Source organism: Microcoleus sp. A003_D6, assembly GCF_036702825.1.
Classification (GTDB): Bacteria; Cyanobacteriota; Cyanobacteriia; order Cyanobacteriales; family Microcoleaceae; genus Microcoleus.
Genome location: NZ_JAUBWA010000142.1, coordinates 1 through 15,858, shown reverse-complemented (window position 1 = coordinate 15,858; position 15,858 = coordinate 1). Strand labels below are relative to the sequence as shown.

15 protein-coding genes are annotated in these 15,858 nt (G+C 38.7%); 3 read left to right on the top strand and 12 right to left on the bottom strand.

Going from position 1 to position 15,858, the window contains the following annotated elements; genetic code table 11:
* Window positions 1-110 precede the first annotated feature (110 nt).
* The 11 genes from QUB70_RS27575 to QUB70_RS27525 all read right to left on the bottom strand — a co-directional run bounded on the left by QUB70_RS27575 (window position 111) and on the right by QUB70_RS27525 (window position 10,630).
* On the bottom strand, window positions 111-815 hold the full coding sequence (locus tag QUB70_RS27575) for a thermonuclease family protein (protein ID WP_332984725.1): 705 nt from the start codon (window positions 813-815) through the stop codon (window positions 111-113).
* A 12-nt stretch (window positions 816-827) separates the two neighbouring features.
* On the bottom strand, window positions 828-1,406 hold the full coding sequence (locus QUB70_RS27570) for a 3'-5' exonuclease (protein WP_332984724.1): 579 nt from the start codon (window positions 1,404-1,406) through the stop codon (window positions 828-830).
* Between the two features lie 67 nt (window positions 1,407-1,473).
* A complete protein-coding gene (locus QUB70_RS27565; protein WP_332984723.1) occupies window positions 1,474-1,650 on the bottom strand; it encodes a hypothetical protein in 177 nt (58 codons plus the stop codon).
* A gap of 16 nt (window positions 1,651-1,666) precedes the next feature.
* A complete protein-coding gene (locus tag QUB70_RS27560; RefSeq protein ID WP_332984721.1) occupies window positions 1,667-3,124 on the bottom strand; it encodes a terminase large subunit domain-containing protein in 1,458 nt (485 codons plus the stop codon).
* Complete coding sequence (locus QUB70_RS27555; RefSeq protein WP_332984720.1) at window positions 3,111-3,656, bottom strand: hypothetical protein; 546 nt, start codon at window positions 3,654-3,656, stop codon at window positions 3,111-3,113. Before QUB70_RS27555 ends, QUB70_RS27560 begins: the two co-directional genes overlap by 14 nt.
* 12 nt (window positions 3,657-3,668) lie before the next feature.
* The gene (locus QUB70_RS27550) at window positions 3,669-5,243 is read right to left on the bottom strand and encodes a protelomerase family protein (RefSeq protein ID WP_332984718.1); all 1,575 of its coding nucleotides are present in this window, start codon (window positions 5,241-5,243) and stop codon (window positions 3,669-3,671) included.
* A gap of 181 nt (window positions 5,244-5,424) precedes the next feature.
* On the bottom strand, window positions 5,425-5,673 hold the full coding sequence (locus tag QUB70_RS27545) for a hypothetical protein (protein ID WP_332984717.1): 249 nt from the start codon (window positions 5,671-5,673) through the stop codon (window positions 5,425-5,427).
* Between the two features lie 206 nt (window positions 5,674-5,879).
* Entirely contained in the window at window positions 5,880-6,992 is a 1,113-nt protein-coding gene (locus QUB70_RS27540; RefSeq protein ID WP_332984716.1) for a hypothetical protein, read from the bottom strand.
* 436 nt (window positions 6,993-7,428) lie between these two features.
* The gene (locus QUB70_RS27535; RefSeq protein WP_332984715.1) at window positions 7,429-9,639 is read right to left on the bottom strand and encodes a hypothetical protein; all 2,211 of its coding nucleotides are present in this window, start codon (window positions 9,637-9,639) and stop codon (window positions 7,429-7,431) included.
* A 48-nt stretch (window positions 9,640-9,687) separates the two neighbouring features.
* A complete protein-coding gene (locus tag QUB70_RS27530) occupies window positions 9,688-9,843 on the bottom strand; it encodes a hypothetical protein (protein WP_332984714.1) in 156 nt (51 codons plus the stop codon).
* A gap of 40 nt (window positions 9,844-9,883) precedes the next feature.
* Window positions 9,884-10,630 carry a hypothetical protein gene (locus QUB70_RS27525; RefSeq protein WP_332984713.1) on the bottom strand — a complete coding sequence of 249 codons (747 nt, stop codon included), beginning with the start codon at window positions 10,628-10,630 and terminating at the stop codon, window positions 9,884-9,886.
* Window positions 10,631-10,794: 164 nt separating this feature from the next.
* Here QUB70_RS27525 and QUB70_RS27520 point away from each other — a divergent pair, with 164 nt between their 5' ends.
* Window positions 10,795-11,040 carry a helix-turn-helix domain-containing protein gene (locus QUB70_RS27520; protein ID WP_332984712.1) on the top strand — a complete coding sequence of 82 codons (246 nt, stop codon included), beginning with the start codon at window positions 10,795-10,797 and terminating at the stop codon, window positions 11,038-11,040.
* Between the two features lie 136 nt (window positions 11,041-11,176).
* Here the strand turns inward: QUB70_RS27520 and QUB70_RS27515 are convergent, their stop codons facing one another.
* Window positions 11,177-11,788 (bottom strand): hypothetical protein, encoded by a 612-nt coding sequence (locus QUB70_RS27515; protein WP_332984711.1) that lies wholly within the window; start codon window positions 11,786-11,788, stop codon window positions 11,177-11,179.
* Window positions 11,789-12,077: 289 nt separating this feature from the next.
* Here QUB70_RS27515 and QUB70_RS27510 point away from each other — a divergent pair, with 289 nt between their 5' ends.
* Together QUB70_RS27510 and QUB70_RS27505 are read left to right on the top strand one after the other, a co-directional pair.
* Complete coding sequence (locus QUB70_RS27510) at window positions 12,078-12,539, top strand: hypothetical protein (RefSeq protein WP_332984710.1); 462 nt, start codon at window positions 12,078-12,080, stop codon at window positions 12,537-12,539.
* 87 nt (window positions 12,540-12,626) lie between these two features.
* Entirely contained in the window at window positions 12,627-15,794 is a 3,168-nt protein-coding gene (locus QUB70_RS27505) for a hypothetical protein (RefSeq protein ID WP_332984708.1), read from the top strand.
* Window positions 15,795-15,858: the final 64 nt, after the last annotated feature.

Here is a 15,858-nt window from a genome sequence, read left to right as displayed (position 1 = left end):
GTGAAAACCTGAGAGTTTTTTAAAAAGCAAAAACCCGCCACTGGGTTAGGTAGCGGGTTCATTAGGTTTGTGGGGTGTACATCAGAAAACTAAGCTTTCCTGATGTCGTTTTAGCTCTCGCATCCTATGCCATCTTTGTCTCGGTCAAATTTGTGAGGGTCAGGCTGTAAAACGCGAAACCGACGCTGAGGGATATCACCACAATTCAAATCAGGCGGGGCGGGTGGAATGCAAAAATCTGGATAACTTGGGTCACATTTCTTTTGTTGATTAGGGACGGGTACAGGTGACGCTGTAACACATTGATTTTTTCTGTAATCCCACGGCGGGCAAGGGTTTGATTGACTCCATAACCCAACACGTTTTTCTTTTGCAACTTTCTGAGCTTGACGCAATGGTGTAGCGATGTTTTGACATTTGTTAATGTACGCTTCATATACCCAAGCTAAACCCTCTTGTACAAGTTGTTGATTAATGTTTTGGGTTGTAACTACGATTCCTACTGTGCGTCCGTATTGGTCTTTATCTACTGGGGTGACTTTAACTGACATACCTTTTGGAAGAATAGCAGTGAGTCTTTGTGCAGCTTCTTTACCCCCTGATTGATTTCTTTCAGGTGCATCAATACAAGCTAACCTCACGGTTATATTTCCGTTACTGGTTTTAATAGTGATGGTGTCACCATCTCCAACACTTACTATTTGACCTGTGATAACTGGCGCTTGGGATACTTGAATAGGTATCATTGAATTTATTTTTACGGTGATTGTGATTATGTTGATTTTACTCTTGTTTGGTCGGATTGTAATTTTCAATCGATAACCGCGCTACACTCTCAACTCATCAGTATCCAGTGCCATCCTTTTGATTAATTGAAGCCCCGCCAAACAGTCACCTATAGCTCTATGATTCCCATTAGGCAATTTTGGGTAGCGATAACTTTTATGGTAATGACTCCAATTACCGTACCATTCAGCAGCAATAAGCATCAAACATTTTAAATCAAATTTCAACTTGGGCAAGTTGTGAAGCTTGCAACAATAATCAAGAATACTCATATCAAAACCCGCGTTATAAATTAACACTTGATTGCTTTTACAAACCTCTACAATCTGCGGGTATATCTCAGGGAATGTTGGAGCGGTGGCAACCATATCATCGGTTATGCCGTGAATACTTGCAGCTTTAGCAGGTATGGTCAATGTTGGTTTAACCAGTGTATTTAACAGCGGTTTACCAGTGTTAGACACTATTGCAATATCTACTATTTCAGCATTGTATAAACCTGTTGTCTCAGTATCTAGAATCGCCCAATTATCTAGAGTGAGTTGTTTTCTCGCCCACTTAACCGCTCTCACTCTGTCTACTTCGATAAACCCTTCTAATTGAAATAAAGTATCTGACATTGATTTTAATCCTGTGTAATGTTTTCAACGGTTCTAGACTCTAGACGGGAAAATACTTGTTTCCCGCCTAATCAATGTCTGTAACTAATCTCTTTACAATCTTATCTCTCATAAAATCTCGCATATCTGTATTTCCTGTAGATGTTGGAGCATACCTATTTACCCAATAAATCCACCATTCTTGTGTTGTGTGTGGTTTATTTTCATCAAATAAAACTACCTTAAAATCGGTTTTACGTTTCATGATAATCACCAGTTTGTCAAGCAATTAATGTACCGCATATTTGTTCACCCTGTAAGAACGGTGTCACAGTCAGGGCAAAAGATACACTCATTATCGTGTCATCATGTTTACCGCTTGCAGCCTCTAACTTCGCACCAACACGGCGATAACTTAACATCTCTTCAATCAGCACAGAGTTTTCAGGGTAGATAAATTGTCTCTTTTCTAACGCTAAATTCAGAGTACCTACCATAGTTATTTTCGTGTCTCTAGTCGTTTTGATGTCTTTGAATTCAGTACCATAATGTGTTTTACTTAGTTCCTCTAAATAAATCCTACCTACCCCGCCCGTTGTTTCAATTCCCACACAAACAGGCTGATAAAACTCAATCAATTTAGAAATCTGGTAGATGTGGGCTTGACTGGTTTCTTGCCTTCTCCTGTACAGGTGAACCAACGAATAGATATTATTTCTCACATCGTATTTAACAACAGAGAACACGGTGTAGTCACTTCCCATAGTGGAAGTATCTAAACCGCAATAATATTCGATATAAGCCTCTTTAAAGTCCTCATAAGCACCGATAGCATTCTCACGGATTAACTCGATGTTAAAGACTGATACAGCGCTATCAACAAACTTTAAATCATACTCTCTGAGTACAGTTTCAGTATCGGTTCCGTCCTGCTTTAATCTGTAGTCGAGATAGTTTGGTATTGACTTGTAGATGGGATGAGCGCTCCAATGAACTATTAATTTAAGCGTCCCTTGCGCGTCCTCAAACCAATACAAACCTGGTACTTCATTGTACAAATCACCCGCTGCTACTCTGTTGCATATTTCTTCAATATCTCTACCATCGTTATCAGCATTTACCTTATCCCAGTACCAGCCAGATTTAGCGCTAGGAGTGCTGATAATCAACTTTGTTATCTTATCCCCTGACATCGCAGAGGACGGGCTAGACGCTGCATAAATCTGTTCGATATTTTCACTAAATGCAGCCTCATCAAACAGAAAATCTATCACTGAATCAATCGAGCGTGAACCTTCGGGTGATGAGTTTTTGTAATATATATCACCTAAACCCTTAAGTTTTAGATATCCTACATTGTCATTCTCTGGCGTGATGTACTCGGATAACCCGATTAACATCTGCTTTGTTCTGCGACTGATTGCACTCACGTCATTCTGATTTCTCAAGAATGCGATCGCGCTGTATGCGGGGTTGAGTGCAGCGCGGTGCAAAAACTTACAAGCAATCATTTGTGTTAAGCCAAGTTGTCTCGACTTAACACAGACGATGTTGTTGTATTCATCCATCAAATCAGAAATTATTTCCTGATAGTAGTAGGGGTCAAAAGTAACCATACCGCCACCGCTTCTGATGGTTGTCAACCGTGCAAAATCAACCCATTTTTGCGGTACAGTTCTCAGGTTTGAAGCGTTGAAATATTTCTTAACTTGACCTTGATGCGGTTTAATCTTGAACATTTTGTATCGCAGAGGATTGTATTGTTAAACCCATAGCTTCAACGGTTTTGATAGCTTGCTGTTGATTAACCATCATTGAGATAGCAGATGTTTTGTCAAGCATATCGAGCGCTGTTGCGTAGTTTCTCATTGTGTCTTTTGGCATATCTGGCGAAAGTCCATCAAGCATTTTTTGCTGTGCCTGAATTGTGATTCTCGCTTGATTTAAAAACACCTTCAAAGTGATTTTTTGCAACAATTCGAGAGTGACTTCGGTGTTGCTTAAATCAACTTTGTACTGTGAAAAGTCGATGTCAACTAAGTTATTAGGGACGGGTTCTAATACCGTCTTAAAATCGTTAACATCGACTTCAGGGTATGGAATCGTAAAGGCTGATAGATGTTTTTTAAGTAGTTTGTCAGACACCTTACAGCCTTTATTTTCTAAGAACTTGAGGACGGCGAACGGTTCGATTTGACCTTGTATCATCTCGTTAACCGTATCGCTTAACCCTGCTTTACATATCTTGCACCCGCATCCGATAGAATTCATAAGGTTTAGTTGTTAGATGAATTCTATTATTGTAGCAACTAATTCGTTAGTAGTCTTGCGATGGTATTTACCATTGTGCGCTGTGTTGTCTAACCCGGCGGGTATACCCATCTCGGCAAGTTCTTTATTCAGTTGATTGACGTTTTTCTCAAGGTAGTTTTTGACGGTAGTGCTAGCTATTTGTTTACCGTACTTTTCAACACTAATTTTGTTGATTAACCCGTAAGTAGGTACAGCCATTTTTTCGATGCCACCGTCTGCATTTTGTCGGTTGTAGTGCATCACCCCTTCAACAATTTGAGCGACAGTATCAGTTACGGTTTCTTTACTTGGTAGCAGATTAGACTTTGTATTATCTGCATTTACAGACTTTCTGTTAACTACCTGATAGTTGAATAACGCGAGAACCGCTTGTGTTTCACCCATTCCATCGTTCAAAAACTCTGCGATTTTCAGTTGATTTTCAACGTCTAAACCTTCTATAAATTGTTCGAGGTTAAAGGTTTTGTCGAGTTGATTTTCTACGGTTGTAGGTGTGTAATTCATTTTTCCAAGTCCTGTGATGTTAGTGGGCAAATTGATGTTGAGGGGGTTGATGTATTGTGATTCGTCATACCGTCCGAGGTATTTCATAGTTTCAGCTATTGAATCATGACCTAGAGATAACTGAACGTAAGTATTTATCGCACTACTACCGAATCGTTTTGCTTTAAGAATAGCTCTCAAAGTACAAGCATAAAAAGCGCGTCCTTTGTGGGGAGTACCGTTCTCTTTTGTCAATTCACCTTCATCATCAAACATTTCAATTGTCGAGAACAGCTTGCCGAAAAGTTTTTTGTATTCGTTCTTAAACTGTTGTTGAAATGTTTTCTGATAGGTGTTGATATCAGTGCTGATTGCTTGTACTGCACGGTATGAAAGGTATTTGTTATGTGCATCAACAATCAGCTTAGCGGGTGCTAGTGTCGGACGTGCATAAAATGCTAGTACGTCTTCCTCATTGCGCTTTTTACTAACACCTTTAAAACCGATTACATAATCGTCAACAACCACCATTTGACGCTCTATGATACCTAAATCTTTATGCTCATATCGAGGCATATTTTGCTCGTTAGCTCTCAAACCTGTGAGATTGACAATACCTGCTGCGATGATGTGAGGATTGTCTGATAATAAGCACTCGCATGATATGTCAATGATTTTCGCAATATCAGTTTTGGGTAGTTCAACCTCTCTGATTTCACCGTCTGCATCATAACCTTCGCGGGCGCGTGAACTTTTTTTGTTCACTTCATTTAATTTAGCTTTCTCTTCTGCTGTTAAAACAAGCTGTGACACTACAAAACATTGAATACCACCTTTTGAAGGGGGTTTTGTTTCATTTAATTCTGGTATGGGATGAATGAAAGATAGAAACGGTTTGCGGTATTCAGTAAGGTAGGTTTTAAATGTATGTAGAGGGTGTAAAGTTCTGAGACTTTTTAACAGTTGCTCGCATTCTTCAATCATTTCATCTTTATCAGTGAGTACGCTAACGCGATTGAAAAATTTTTGAGCATCAGCTATGAGTTTTTTAGGGATTGTCATCTTTTTCGCTTCCTGTGGGCTTCCTGTGTGTTGATATTCCTATTATCTACGATATCAATGATATTGTCAATGATATTATCATTGATATATCTTATACATTTATCATAGATATCTAATTTTGCTTATCAGTGGCGGGGCGGGTGCGAGCGGTGCTGTGGTGTACCGCTCGATCGCTGTTTTGCTAGGGTGATGGTGGCTTAGCGATAGCCTGTCGCACGGCTTCAAGCGCTTGCACAGCAGTGTCTAAGGCATCGCTGGCAGTATCCATCAACCCTTGTTCGGGTTCATCTAGCCACGATGTATCTGTAAAGGGGTTAGAGATGTGTTTTTGAGCGCGATATTTTGCACCAACTATCAAAGCGATACAGATAGCGAGTTCATCAACTACGGGTATCTCATATTCGTGGGGTAAGTCATATTGCTTAGCCATTGGTTTCTATCCTTAAATGTGGTGTGTGCTTAATCTCAGATTCCTCCCCTACACAGCAGAGCGTCTGAGTAGCGCTCTAGACCGTCTTCAAGTAGTGCGTTCATCATCTCCCAGTCGGTTAGACCTCTCTGTGCAGCGAGTTCTGACACTAGCGGGGCGATCGACTCGGTAACGATGAACTGCCGACTTGATCGGGGTGGCTTTAGTCAGTCAAGCCCGGTGATGTTCACCGTGTCGGGGTCTGGCAAGGTAGTCACCAACTCACTGCCTAAATAGCTGGTGATGAATGCTTGCACCGCTGCAACCTTGAACCCGCCCCCGGTCAAGTACACCCTCTCACCCTTGCGTAAAATCTGCTTTACATCTCGCAACAGTTCACGCACTCCGATGATTTCACGGCTCCAAGCTTCAAGCCCTGATTTGAGGCGATCGCCTAGGTCGCGCTCTGTGTCGCCTAAAACAATCTCTGCACTGTACTCTCCCGACTCTGACACCGTGCTACTTTCGAGCGCGTCTTTGAGCCGTGAGAAGTGGTAGATGTTACCGCCCGTGTCACCCTTTGAGGCTTCCTTCGCGAAAAACTCAGTAATGCTAATCACACCAGCACCTGAGACACTGTTCTGATTGCTAGCGCGGGGTACACCGTTCTGATTGCTATATGGTGTGTGGGTGAGAGTGCCACCGCCCAAGTCTAGAACGTGAAAGCGAACATCCTTTGTACCCAGTTCTTTGATGTGCTTTTTGGCTGCACACGCAGCGCCGTACCCTTCAGGGTAAAGGTTGTAGCTGACTACGTTAATCTCAAATAAGTGTTCATCGAACTCAAATCTGAGGTTTGTGAAGGCTTTTTCAATCTCCTTTTTACGGTGTGAGGATAGCGACAGGAGAGCGATTTTAAGGTCTATTTTGATGGTTTCATCCTTCTTAGCTTTCTTGATGCGTTTGAATAAAAAGGTCGGATGAACGCACAAAGCGCCGATAATCCACGCATTCAACAGCTTGATTTTGTTGTCATTGGCGTACCCTTCCTCTAAGTCACCACCAGACAGAGATAGTGCTGAATCACCTACTGCATAGCCGTTTTCACCGATTTTAAACACTCCTAAGTACCCGGTAGGGAGTTCCTGTGCTTTAGTGAACTTGCGACAGACTGACTGATAGGAACCTGTGATTTTTTCGAGATAGTATTTGGTGCGAGAGGAACCGCCGTCTAGAATCAGTTCTGGCACTGTGACAGTTTTGGGCTTTTTGGGGGCTGTAGCGGTTGCGGTTGGTGCGGTGTTGCCGTTGGTGGTGTTTTGGATGGTGTCGAGTTTCATTTTTGACTCCTGAGTGTATACACTCTGTGAATTGTGAACTTGATTTGAACTGTTGACGTGAGAGGTATTCGAGAGATTTGAAAGCTATGTTCTGGATTGAATTTGTGGCGGGGCGGTAGGGGAAGCTATTAGTATTAGTAGGTTTTCTGTTGCTGACTGTTGCTAACTGTTGCTAAAAGTCAAAACCCTACTATGTCCAAAGCAACCGAAAAAACAACAGTCAGCAACAAAAATAAAATCCTTTATCTGTAACACTTCCCACTGATGAGTTGTTGCTGACTGTTGCTGGTGTGTTGCTGGTTTGTTGGTCAGCAACAGTCAGCAACAGTCTAACTACCTAAAAATTCTTGACGATTTGTAGAGGGATAAACTAATAGAAACTATGGTTTATTTCTTATCAATTTATTGTGTATATACAAATCGCAAGTGTATACACTCAGATGAAAGTGTGTAAGCAGTCAGGATTTTTGCACCGATAGCGCTGTTGTCGAGCCTCACTTGTTTTTAAAAATCCGTGACGCTTGGATTCAGTACCGCACTGTGGACAGTTGGGGGTTTGCTTGCTGACAGTCACACTAGGTAGCGCGTCGGTCGCGTCGGTCGCTTCATCAGTGTCGGTCGCATCGGTCGGCTCTTGCCAGACGTACTCCCCAAACTCAGGGAGAATCATGAAATATCCTTTTTTGTTGGGTTCTAGTACCAGTGCAAAACGGTAAGCACTGGGGTCAGTATGGTCTAGACCGTCTTCATCGTTTTTGACTGCACAGTAGTCTGTCAGTGCATCCCCCGTCTTCATCAGGTTCGACTTTTCAGACTCACTCAGGTGAGAGTTAGCCACCGCGTCACGGTAGTTGTCACCGATATGCAAACAAACAAAGTTATTCATATCGGATCGGTCAAACCCTCCTTTAAGGTTGCGGACGTTAGCATTTTGACCTGTGATGATTAACCCTGAGTTTTTGTGTGAGGACTGCTTAAGCACCGCTTTTAAGTCGCTGGCAGATTTAGGATTTTCGTCAAGCGTTGTGTCAATCTCATCGAACCATGCAATATAAAACCTCTCACTAGGCATCGCTTCCATCCGTGATTGGTACTCTTTCAACCCTTTGATTGAATCAGCATGAGAACGTCCGACTGCGGGTATCGTGCGGTAATTTTTAACAGAGTCGAACATCGGGTCATAGAAGTCACAAAGACCATCGTGCATCGTTGTTAAAGCGCAAACAAGGTTTTCAGCGGTTGGACTTTTGCCAGACTCAGAACCTCCTGTAATTCTGACCCGTTTCCAATTCTTAACAGTTTGTAAAAACTTGTCAGCAGTTCGCACCCCGCGCGGTAATTCATTTTTGAGTTTGACAACACGGCGGTGAGTGACTGTTAAATAAACCTGACTAAATTGGCGGTTGAATTCCCATTTAGGTTCAGTTCCGTGCAGTGCGTTAGTGAACGCTGCAACCTGTTCTAGCGAGTTGTCAGCGCTGATTTCTGATTCAATCAAACCAGGGTTACGACGGATTGAAAAAATTACTTTGAATCCTGTTTCTGTTTCTTGCCAGTCTAAGGAATCTAGTAAAAATCTGTAGCGATTGTAGTAGTAAATAGACACTGAATTAGCCATCACAGCAAAGGAAGAAGCGCCGGAAAACTGTAAAGGTTTCTTAGTTTCCTCTAGTCTTTCTAAAGCTTCCTGCAATTCAAAGCGTGAGACTTCTAACTGTTGCACTGCGAGTTTTGCGGTTGCGATAGCTTCATTGACATCGTTAACATAGCGGTCTTTGTGGTTTTCCACTAACACTGTGAATTCCTCAGCCATCGCTTTTAAATCACCTCTTCTTTTCTCTTGTTCCTCAGTGATTTTAATTGTCGCTGATTCTTTAATGTTTTCGAGATAACCCTCAAACTCAGGAAACGGTACAGCGTCTTTAGTTATTTCAGTCAGGTGAGAGATATCATCCGACAGATAAGAGATGATAACCGATTGCGCTTTACATCTCAAATCAATGCACTGGCATATCATCAATTCTTGCAACTCTAAACCGCCGTCTATCAATTCCTCCAAACTGTAGATTTGTTGGTAGTCGGATAGTTTGTCTGTGAATCGTACTTTTTTAGCTTCAATCTCCAACTTTATAGCGTCCAACTCACTCGCACATTCTGGATAGTTACGGTGCAAAGCGTCAATGTGTCCGATGCACTTTCTCATAGCTACTCGATAACAATCCTCAACTATTTTGTGTGCTGATTCAGCATTAAAGTTGAGCGTACCTCTCAGCGCTTTCTGACAGGTTTGAAGTTCATCTAACTGTTCAGAAGCGTCAAACTTTAGAGTATCGATTTCACCGTTTAGACTGATGATTTTATTTTCTAACTCCGACTTCTCATCAGTGATTTTGATGATTTTTCGATTGAGTTTGTCGGTGTTGTCGCGGTGTTCACCCTCGATTTTTTCAGCTTCATCCAACACGTCTCGCATCGTATGACGTGTAGTGATAAATGAAACGATACTAGCTGTCATCAAGTAACTGGCAAAAGATTTAAACGGTTTAAAATTCTTGTAAGGGACAAACAGAACAATAGCAGAACCGACTGCCACCACTACGGTGATGATTTGATATTTGAGACTGATGCGGTTGTATTGAGTAGTCATTATTTTTAAGTGGGGTAAGGGTTGATTAATGGTAGATGCACCGTCGGATTATTGAGTGATTGTTAAGGTTTCGCCAGTTGAATCGAATTCGAGTACAGGCTGCTGACTGTCTAAAAGCATCCGCATAGGTAGGGTGATGATAACTGTGCCGATGACTGAAAAACAAATCATTGAGAGTACGTTTTTGGTTTTAGGATTGTTCATGGTTTTAGTTTGGGTGGTGAGTTTTTACGATTGAAAGAAATTAGTTCATTGACTCGTCTAAGTATTTTTGGGTAATCATCATGGTTTGAACTTCTACAGCTTTAATCTCAGCCTCTCTTTTCAATTCCATCGCTTCAATCTTGCGACTGATTTGTGTTGTCTCTTTCTGCATACCAGTCAGCTTGATGCCTTCTTGATTGAGTTTCTCGCTCGACTGTTCAAGCTTGACTAAATCAATTTCTAGCTCGATATTTTGGCGGTCAAAGCGAACAATCTCTTGCTGTACTTTTATGCCTTCGGTACTAGCTTTGATGATTGACGCTTGTGCTTTGTGAAACTCTTGCTTTGTTTTTCCAAGTTCAGAGATGTACTTGAAGCCAGCTTGGTAAAGTTTCTGAGCGCGAATTCCACCTGCATAAGTCTCTAAGCCTGTGGTTAATTGCTCTTCTGTTGCAGTGTTGGCAATTGAAGGATTGAGTAAGTCACCGGGCATCATGCCGTTAAAATCCATCTCAGGAAGTGTGATGCCCCCGTAGAAGTCAGTTTCCTTGATAATTTCCGATCGTTGGGTACGGGGTGCTGTAGCTGTCGCTTGCTGCAAGTCGATCGCAGCACCTGCGGATTGAGCGCGTCCCGTCGTTAATGCCCCTGCTACCGCTCCTACGGTGTCTGTTATGGTTCCGAGGCTGTTAGCGGTGGCGGTTGCTACTTGCGCTGCTTTGGCTCCGATGCTGGTGCGTGGCGCTTTCGGCGCTTTCTCTGCTTTGGGCTTAGTCGGTCTAATCATCCGAGGTATCCTCTGTTGGGCTTACCTCTCTAGTATACCGACAATACTTGGTTATGTGTTATCTAACTAGATGATACTTGGTTATACATTATCGGGTATTTGATAAGGGATACTGATTGATATACTGATGACAGTTAACTAAGTGTTGTGGTGTAATTAATGTGATGGCTAAATTAATTGAGGATACAAAAGTGATTATCAGACTTAAAGAAATGCGAGCAATTAGAAACTTATCTCAGGGTAAGGTTGCAGTGCTTTGTGAGATGTCGGTTTCAAATCTTCAACAGTATGAACACGGCAAAATGAAGAGTATTCCTTTCAAGACCTTAGAAAAGTTTTGTAGAGTTCTAAAGTGTCAACCCGGCGATTTAATAGTTTTAGAAGCTGATGAAGAAACGGTAACAGAATAAAATATAAAAAAACGCTCAAACCTTTATTATTGAGCGTTATGAGGTATTGAATTTTTAGTAAACATTGGTACGGGTTAGATCAACTTCAAACCCCGCACCAATGTTGTGTTATTGTGTAATTATCGAATATGAATATTTAAACAGATAGAGAGTTAGATACCTTTTGTGAATCAGGCGATTTAATAGTGAGAGTAAAATTAGAATTAAGTGATGTCTGATATTGATTTAAAAGAATATCTTTTTCCTTTAAATCAATCTTCAACTCGATACATTTATTGCACAATCTTCGATACATTCTATCAATAGATAATGTTAATAAATAATAATCTTTATTATCGCAAACATAAAGAGTAGATGTAAGTTCAAATCCTTTTAATTCAGGTAATTTTAATAAATTACTATCTAAGTAATTATTTAAATCTTTTGCCAGTACATCATCATTCTTTAATTCGATATCTATTTTCTTACTACCTTTGATATTTAATAAACAGAATAAATTATAATCAATTATATTGAAATGCAATATATCGTTAAAATTCACATCTATAAAATATTTCCAACTTAAATTTGTAAAATCAATTATTTCTTTACAAATCATCATAAATAAAACTTGATTAAATGTATATTTAGAGGGTTTTATTTGAGGAGTGATAAAACCTTTTTTCTCTAAATCTTTAATATAGCTGTCACTCTTAAAATTTAAAATTTTTGCCAACTGACTACGGGTAAAAAATTGTTGGGTAAGCATAATTACTCATTTAACCTTGATTGTTAAGTTTTGTTACAAACAGCCGTAATTTACGTTTATAGGCTATAATTTAATTATGGCACAAAAAAGGGATAAAAGCCATGAGAGATTGGGAATTAGAAAATTTGGCTGTTGACGATATTGAAACCGCACTTAAATACATAGGAGAAAAAGCGCGGTATAAAAATCACTTTCTAGCCAATAAGCAAAAAACTGATTCTCTCTATACTAACTCCCTTTTGCACCATAAAATCCTAAACAATCCAAAACCATTAACGAAGTCAAAACCATGCCTTTAAAAGCCAAAATCGCTAACAAAATTGTCGCAGATGATAATGGTTACACTATGGGTGAAATCATTGATATCAATGAGATTGACGAACACACTGAGAAAGAGGGTAAGAAAGAGGTTACATACGCATCCCAGTTCGAGTTTTTAATTGCTGTAGAAGGCACGAAAAAACAAACCTTACTACGCTTCTGGACTGGTCAAAATATTAACTCAGAAAAGTTTGAGAATGAAGGGGATGATACTACCGACTATAATCGGTTAACCCGTTTTTTACTCAATATGGGGGTACTCGATGCTAAAAAGTTGTCTGAGCTAGACAAGGCAAAATTAGAAGAGTCAGAGCTTGATTTAGAAGCTTTACGGGGTCAAAAAATCCAGTTCAAAATGAACAAATCAATCAAGCGTAAAGGGTTGTCAGTGATTGATATTAAGTCAATTAAACCACTACCTGCTAAATAGTACAAAAAGATTAACGGGGTATAAAAGCCCCGTTAATCATCTATATTCACTTAACTCTCAAGCACAATGCCTTATATCTGCGACGGTGTGAATACAAATTTGATAGCTCCCAAGCTTGATTTAGAGTATATTTTAAAAATACCAAAATTAACTATTATTCCAGATACCGAATTCACCCAAAAATCTAAAATGATAGTGGATGGTATCGGTCTATATTGCCCACAACTAGCAGAAAATAAAGGGTTTGTATGGCTTTATGACGAGTTAACGCCTGACTTTCACCCTATTATAGATACTTTGGATATTGTAGGAATAAAATCAAACGTTCCTGATTATTTAGATGATTTATTACTACAATTAGGTGATTTAGAATCAAGTATTTTTGACGGTGAAAAAAACCCTAAAAGAGCCTATGAAACAGCTTTAAAAGAGGGTTGTTTTTCAAACTTTTTTGACTCCTACAATCTCACTGATAATAACATCATTTATAAACGTAATAGTAAAGATAAAAATTCTTCATTAATCATTAAACCTGAATCCCTTGATGTCGAGTTAGGATTCTTTTTTCAACACGCAGACTTATTTAAAATATGGGGGGTTAATCATCAAGAATGGCTTCTTAAAACCGCAAGAATTAGTCAATATAGAGTATTAAAGTTAATGGGGGGTAACGATAATAAATGTATGTACCTTGATATTGATAATAAGTTAATAGAGGTTAAAATATCTCTCAGAGAATATATGCACCGCTTCCCCCCTAGACAAAAGGGGTTAGATAATCAAGCCAAGATTTTTGGTGTTGCATCAAGAAAAATTGACATAAAAACCGATAATATTGCTGTAAAATTAGGGGTAAAAAAGAATGAGATTATGGAAAATATGAGTCTACTCAGAGAAAATTTAGTTGATGATTTTATCAATTACCTAACTGTTGACCTATTTACAACTCATGGCTTAGATGAAACACAACGAGAGTTATTGCACTTATTAAGAAGTAATTTTGACTTAGAAGATGTTGAAATTAGCGATACAACTGGTGCTAATGTATCAAAATTCATAGTGAATTTAATTAGTAAAAATTTTAATCAATCATCTGATTCTAAAGAGTATAAATTAAATGAATCTATCATTAAGAATCAAATGAAGTTAACTAGAATTGATAATTTGCAGGAGATTGAATTAAATGATTTTGGCTATCAACCTTTTTTGACTGTCGGGGGATTGTTATTTAGTAGAATGTCAGAATACCCCTATCTACAAGGTAATTTTGGAGATTTAGACCAACAATCCTGCTACGCTACAGCGATGTCTAATTTGAAGATTTATTTAGGAGAACCAAAAGTCGTTACCTTTAAGTACAAAAATAAACCAAAATTAAGAGAAGTCGCAGCATTTATAAAACAAAAAAATATTCCTAATGATGGTTGGTTTGTTCGAGTATCAGGCAATTTTGAGAAAGTAGTTAACACTCTAATTTTATCTGATTTAAGATTCATTCCAAAAAAGTTAAAAAACCCTGAAATCATCCCATTCAATACTGATATTCAATCATCGGTAATGGTAGCTAGCAATCCTTCAAGATACGGAATTAATGATAATAAGAAAGTGTTGGGCGGATTTAATAATGATAAGGTAGGTAAAAAATTAGCAGTCTCAACACTGTTATTAAAAGAGGTTAAGTTCGGGTTAGTTAACTTTGATATTTTAGAAGCTATCGCCTTACTGCCTGATAAATGGGTAGAAGAGTATTTAGATTTAGATGTTAATGCACTGGTTTACTTTGCACCAGAGTTGATTGTAGATAGTCTTGATGAGTTAGAAAAAAAGCGCGCTAGTTTACCCGATGAACCGATTTTACAAAAGTTTGATTTTGATAAAGAAATTAACTCTCACACTTCACAAAACTATAAAAGTAATGTGGCACTACGCTTTGATATCGGTGCAATCTGGACAGATTTAAAAGAGAATAGAAATAAATACAAAAAAGAAAAAAACCCCGTGCAAGAAGTTTTGAAGTTATTTCAAAACAGCGGTTATGGGGTGTTAGCTTGCCTCTATCTTGCTACTAATAATCTAATGTCTTCTAATCAAATTACAGCACAAGCGCGTGTAGGTGCGTGGATGATGACTTATAGCCTAAACGGGTTTGCACCTATCACAGACGGAACAGGTTTCCCGTGGGATAACATACCTATTGGTCTAACTTTCAGAGATATTTTAAAAGTCAATCCTGAATATCTTTTTAAGTATAATAAAAATATTAAGTCAGAATTGACTCTTCCTGAAAATAGACAATTGTGGATTAATGATGAATTTAAAAAACATATGAGTAAATTTTATCAGGTAGATATTAATCATCATCTGATTCAAAAGTTTGATTATGAATTAAAAACTGAGAAGTTTGAAACTAAAGCAGGTGAGTTAATTGAGACAGATTTATTCACAATTTACATTAATTCTAACTCAGGTAATTACATTAAAGGTATGGGAGAATGTAGCATCCTGCTAAATGAAGTCGAGTATGATTTCATTCATCAAATTGACTACTTAAAAGCGCGGTCTTATCATGCCAATGATGATTTAATTCAGTGGTATTCAGAGTCATTAATAAATGGTTATACTCTACCATTAATCTATTCGGAAAACAGTATTTTAAAATTTAGTGATGGTACACAAAAAGCAATACAATACTTAAAAGAAGTCGAGAGAATTGTGCATCCTATGGGATTCTCTCTCAAAATATTCAAGATGATGAAGTTAATCAGCCGTTCACAATTTTTATTCTTGAATGAATCACAGTTGAGAAATTTTGAGACTAATGAAGGTAAGTTAGCAGAGGTTAGCAAATCATTTTTATCTAAAAAGTTTTGGGATGAGTTTGAGCATCCTGAAAAAATAGAGGGTGAAAATTATTATGAGTTTAGCAAGAGTCATTCAACGGGTGTCGGGTTTGAATTGTTGGCATTGATGAATAAATACAAGGGTTCTATCAAGGCAGTGAGAAAATTGATTCAGAGTAAAATATTAGAAGGTTGTAATAATTTTAATGCAGGGTTAAACATTGATAGAACTATAGACAAGGTTTTAAATGATGATATTAAAAAAGTGCTGGCAACAGTTGTTATGCTCAAAAAGAATGAAGATATAAAATTAAAAAACACTTTATTAAATAGTTTGAGCGAACCGACTTTATTAGTAGTTAGTCGAGATAATGTACATACTTTAGATCAAGTTTGGAAAAATGAAGATGAGTAAAAACCCCGCCAAACCCTAACCCGGTGGCGGGTTTTTACTTTTTAAAAAAGTCTCAAGTTTCAAG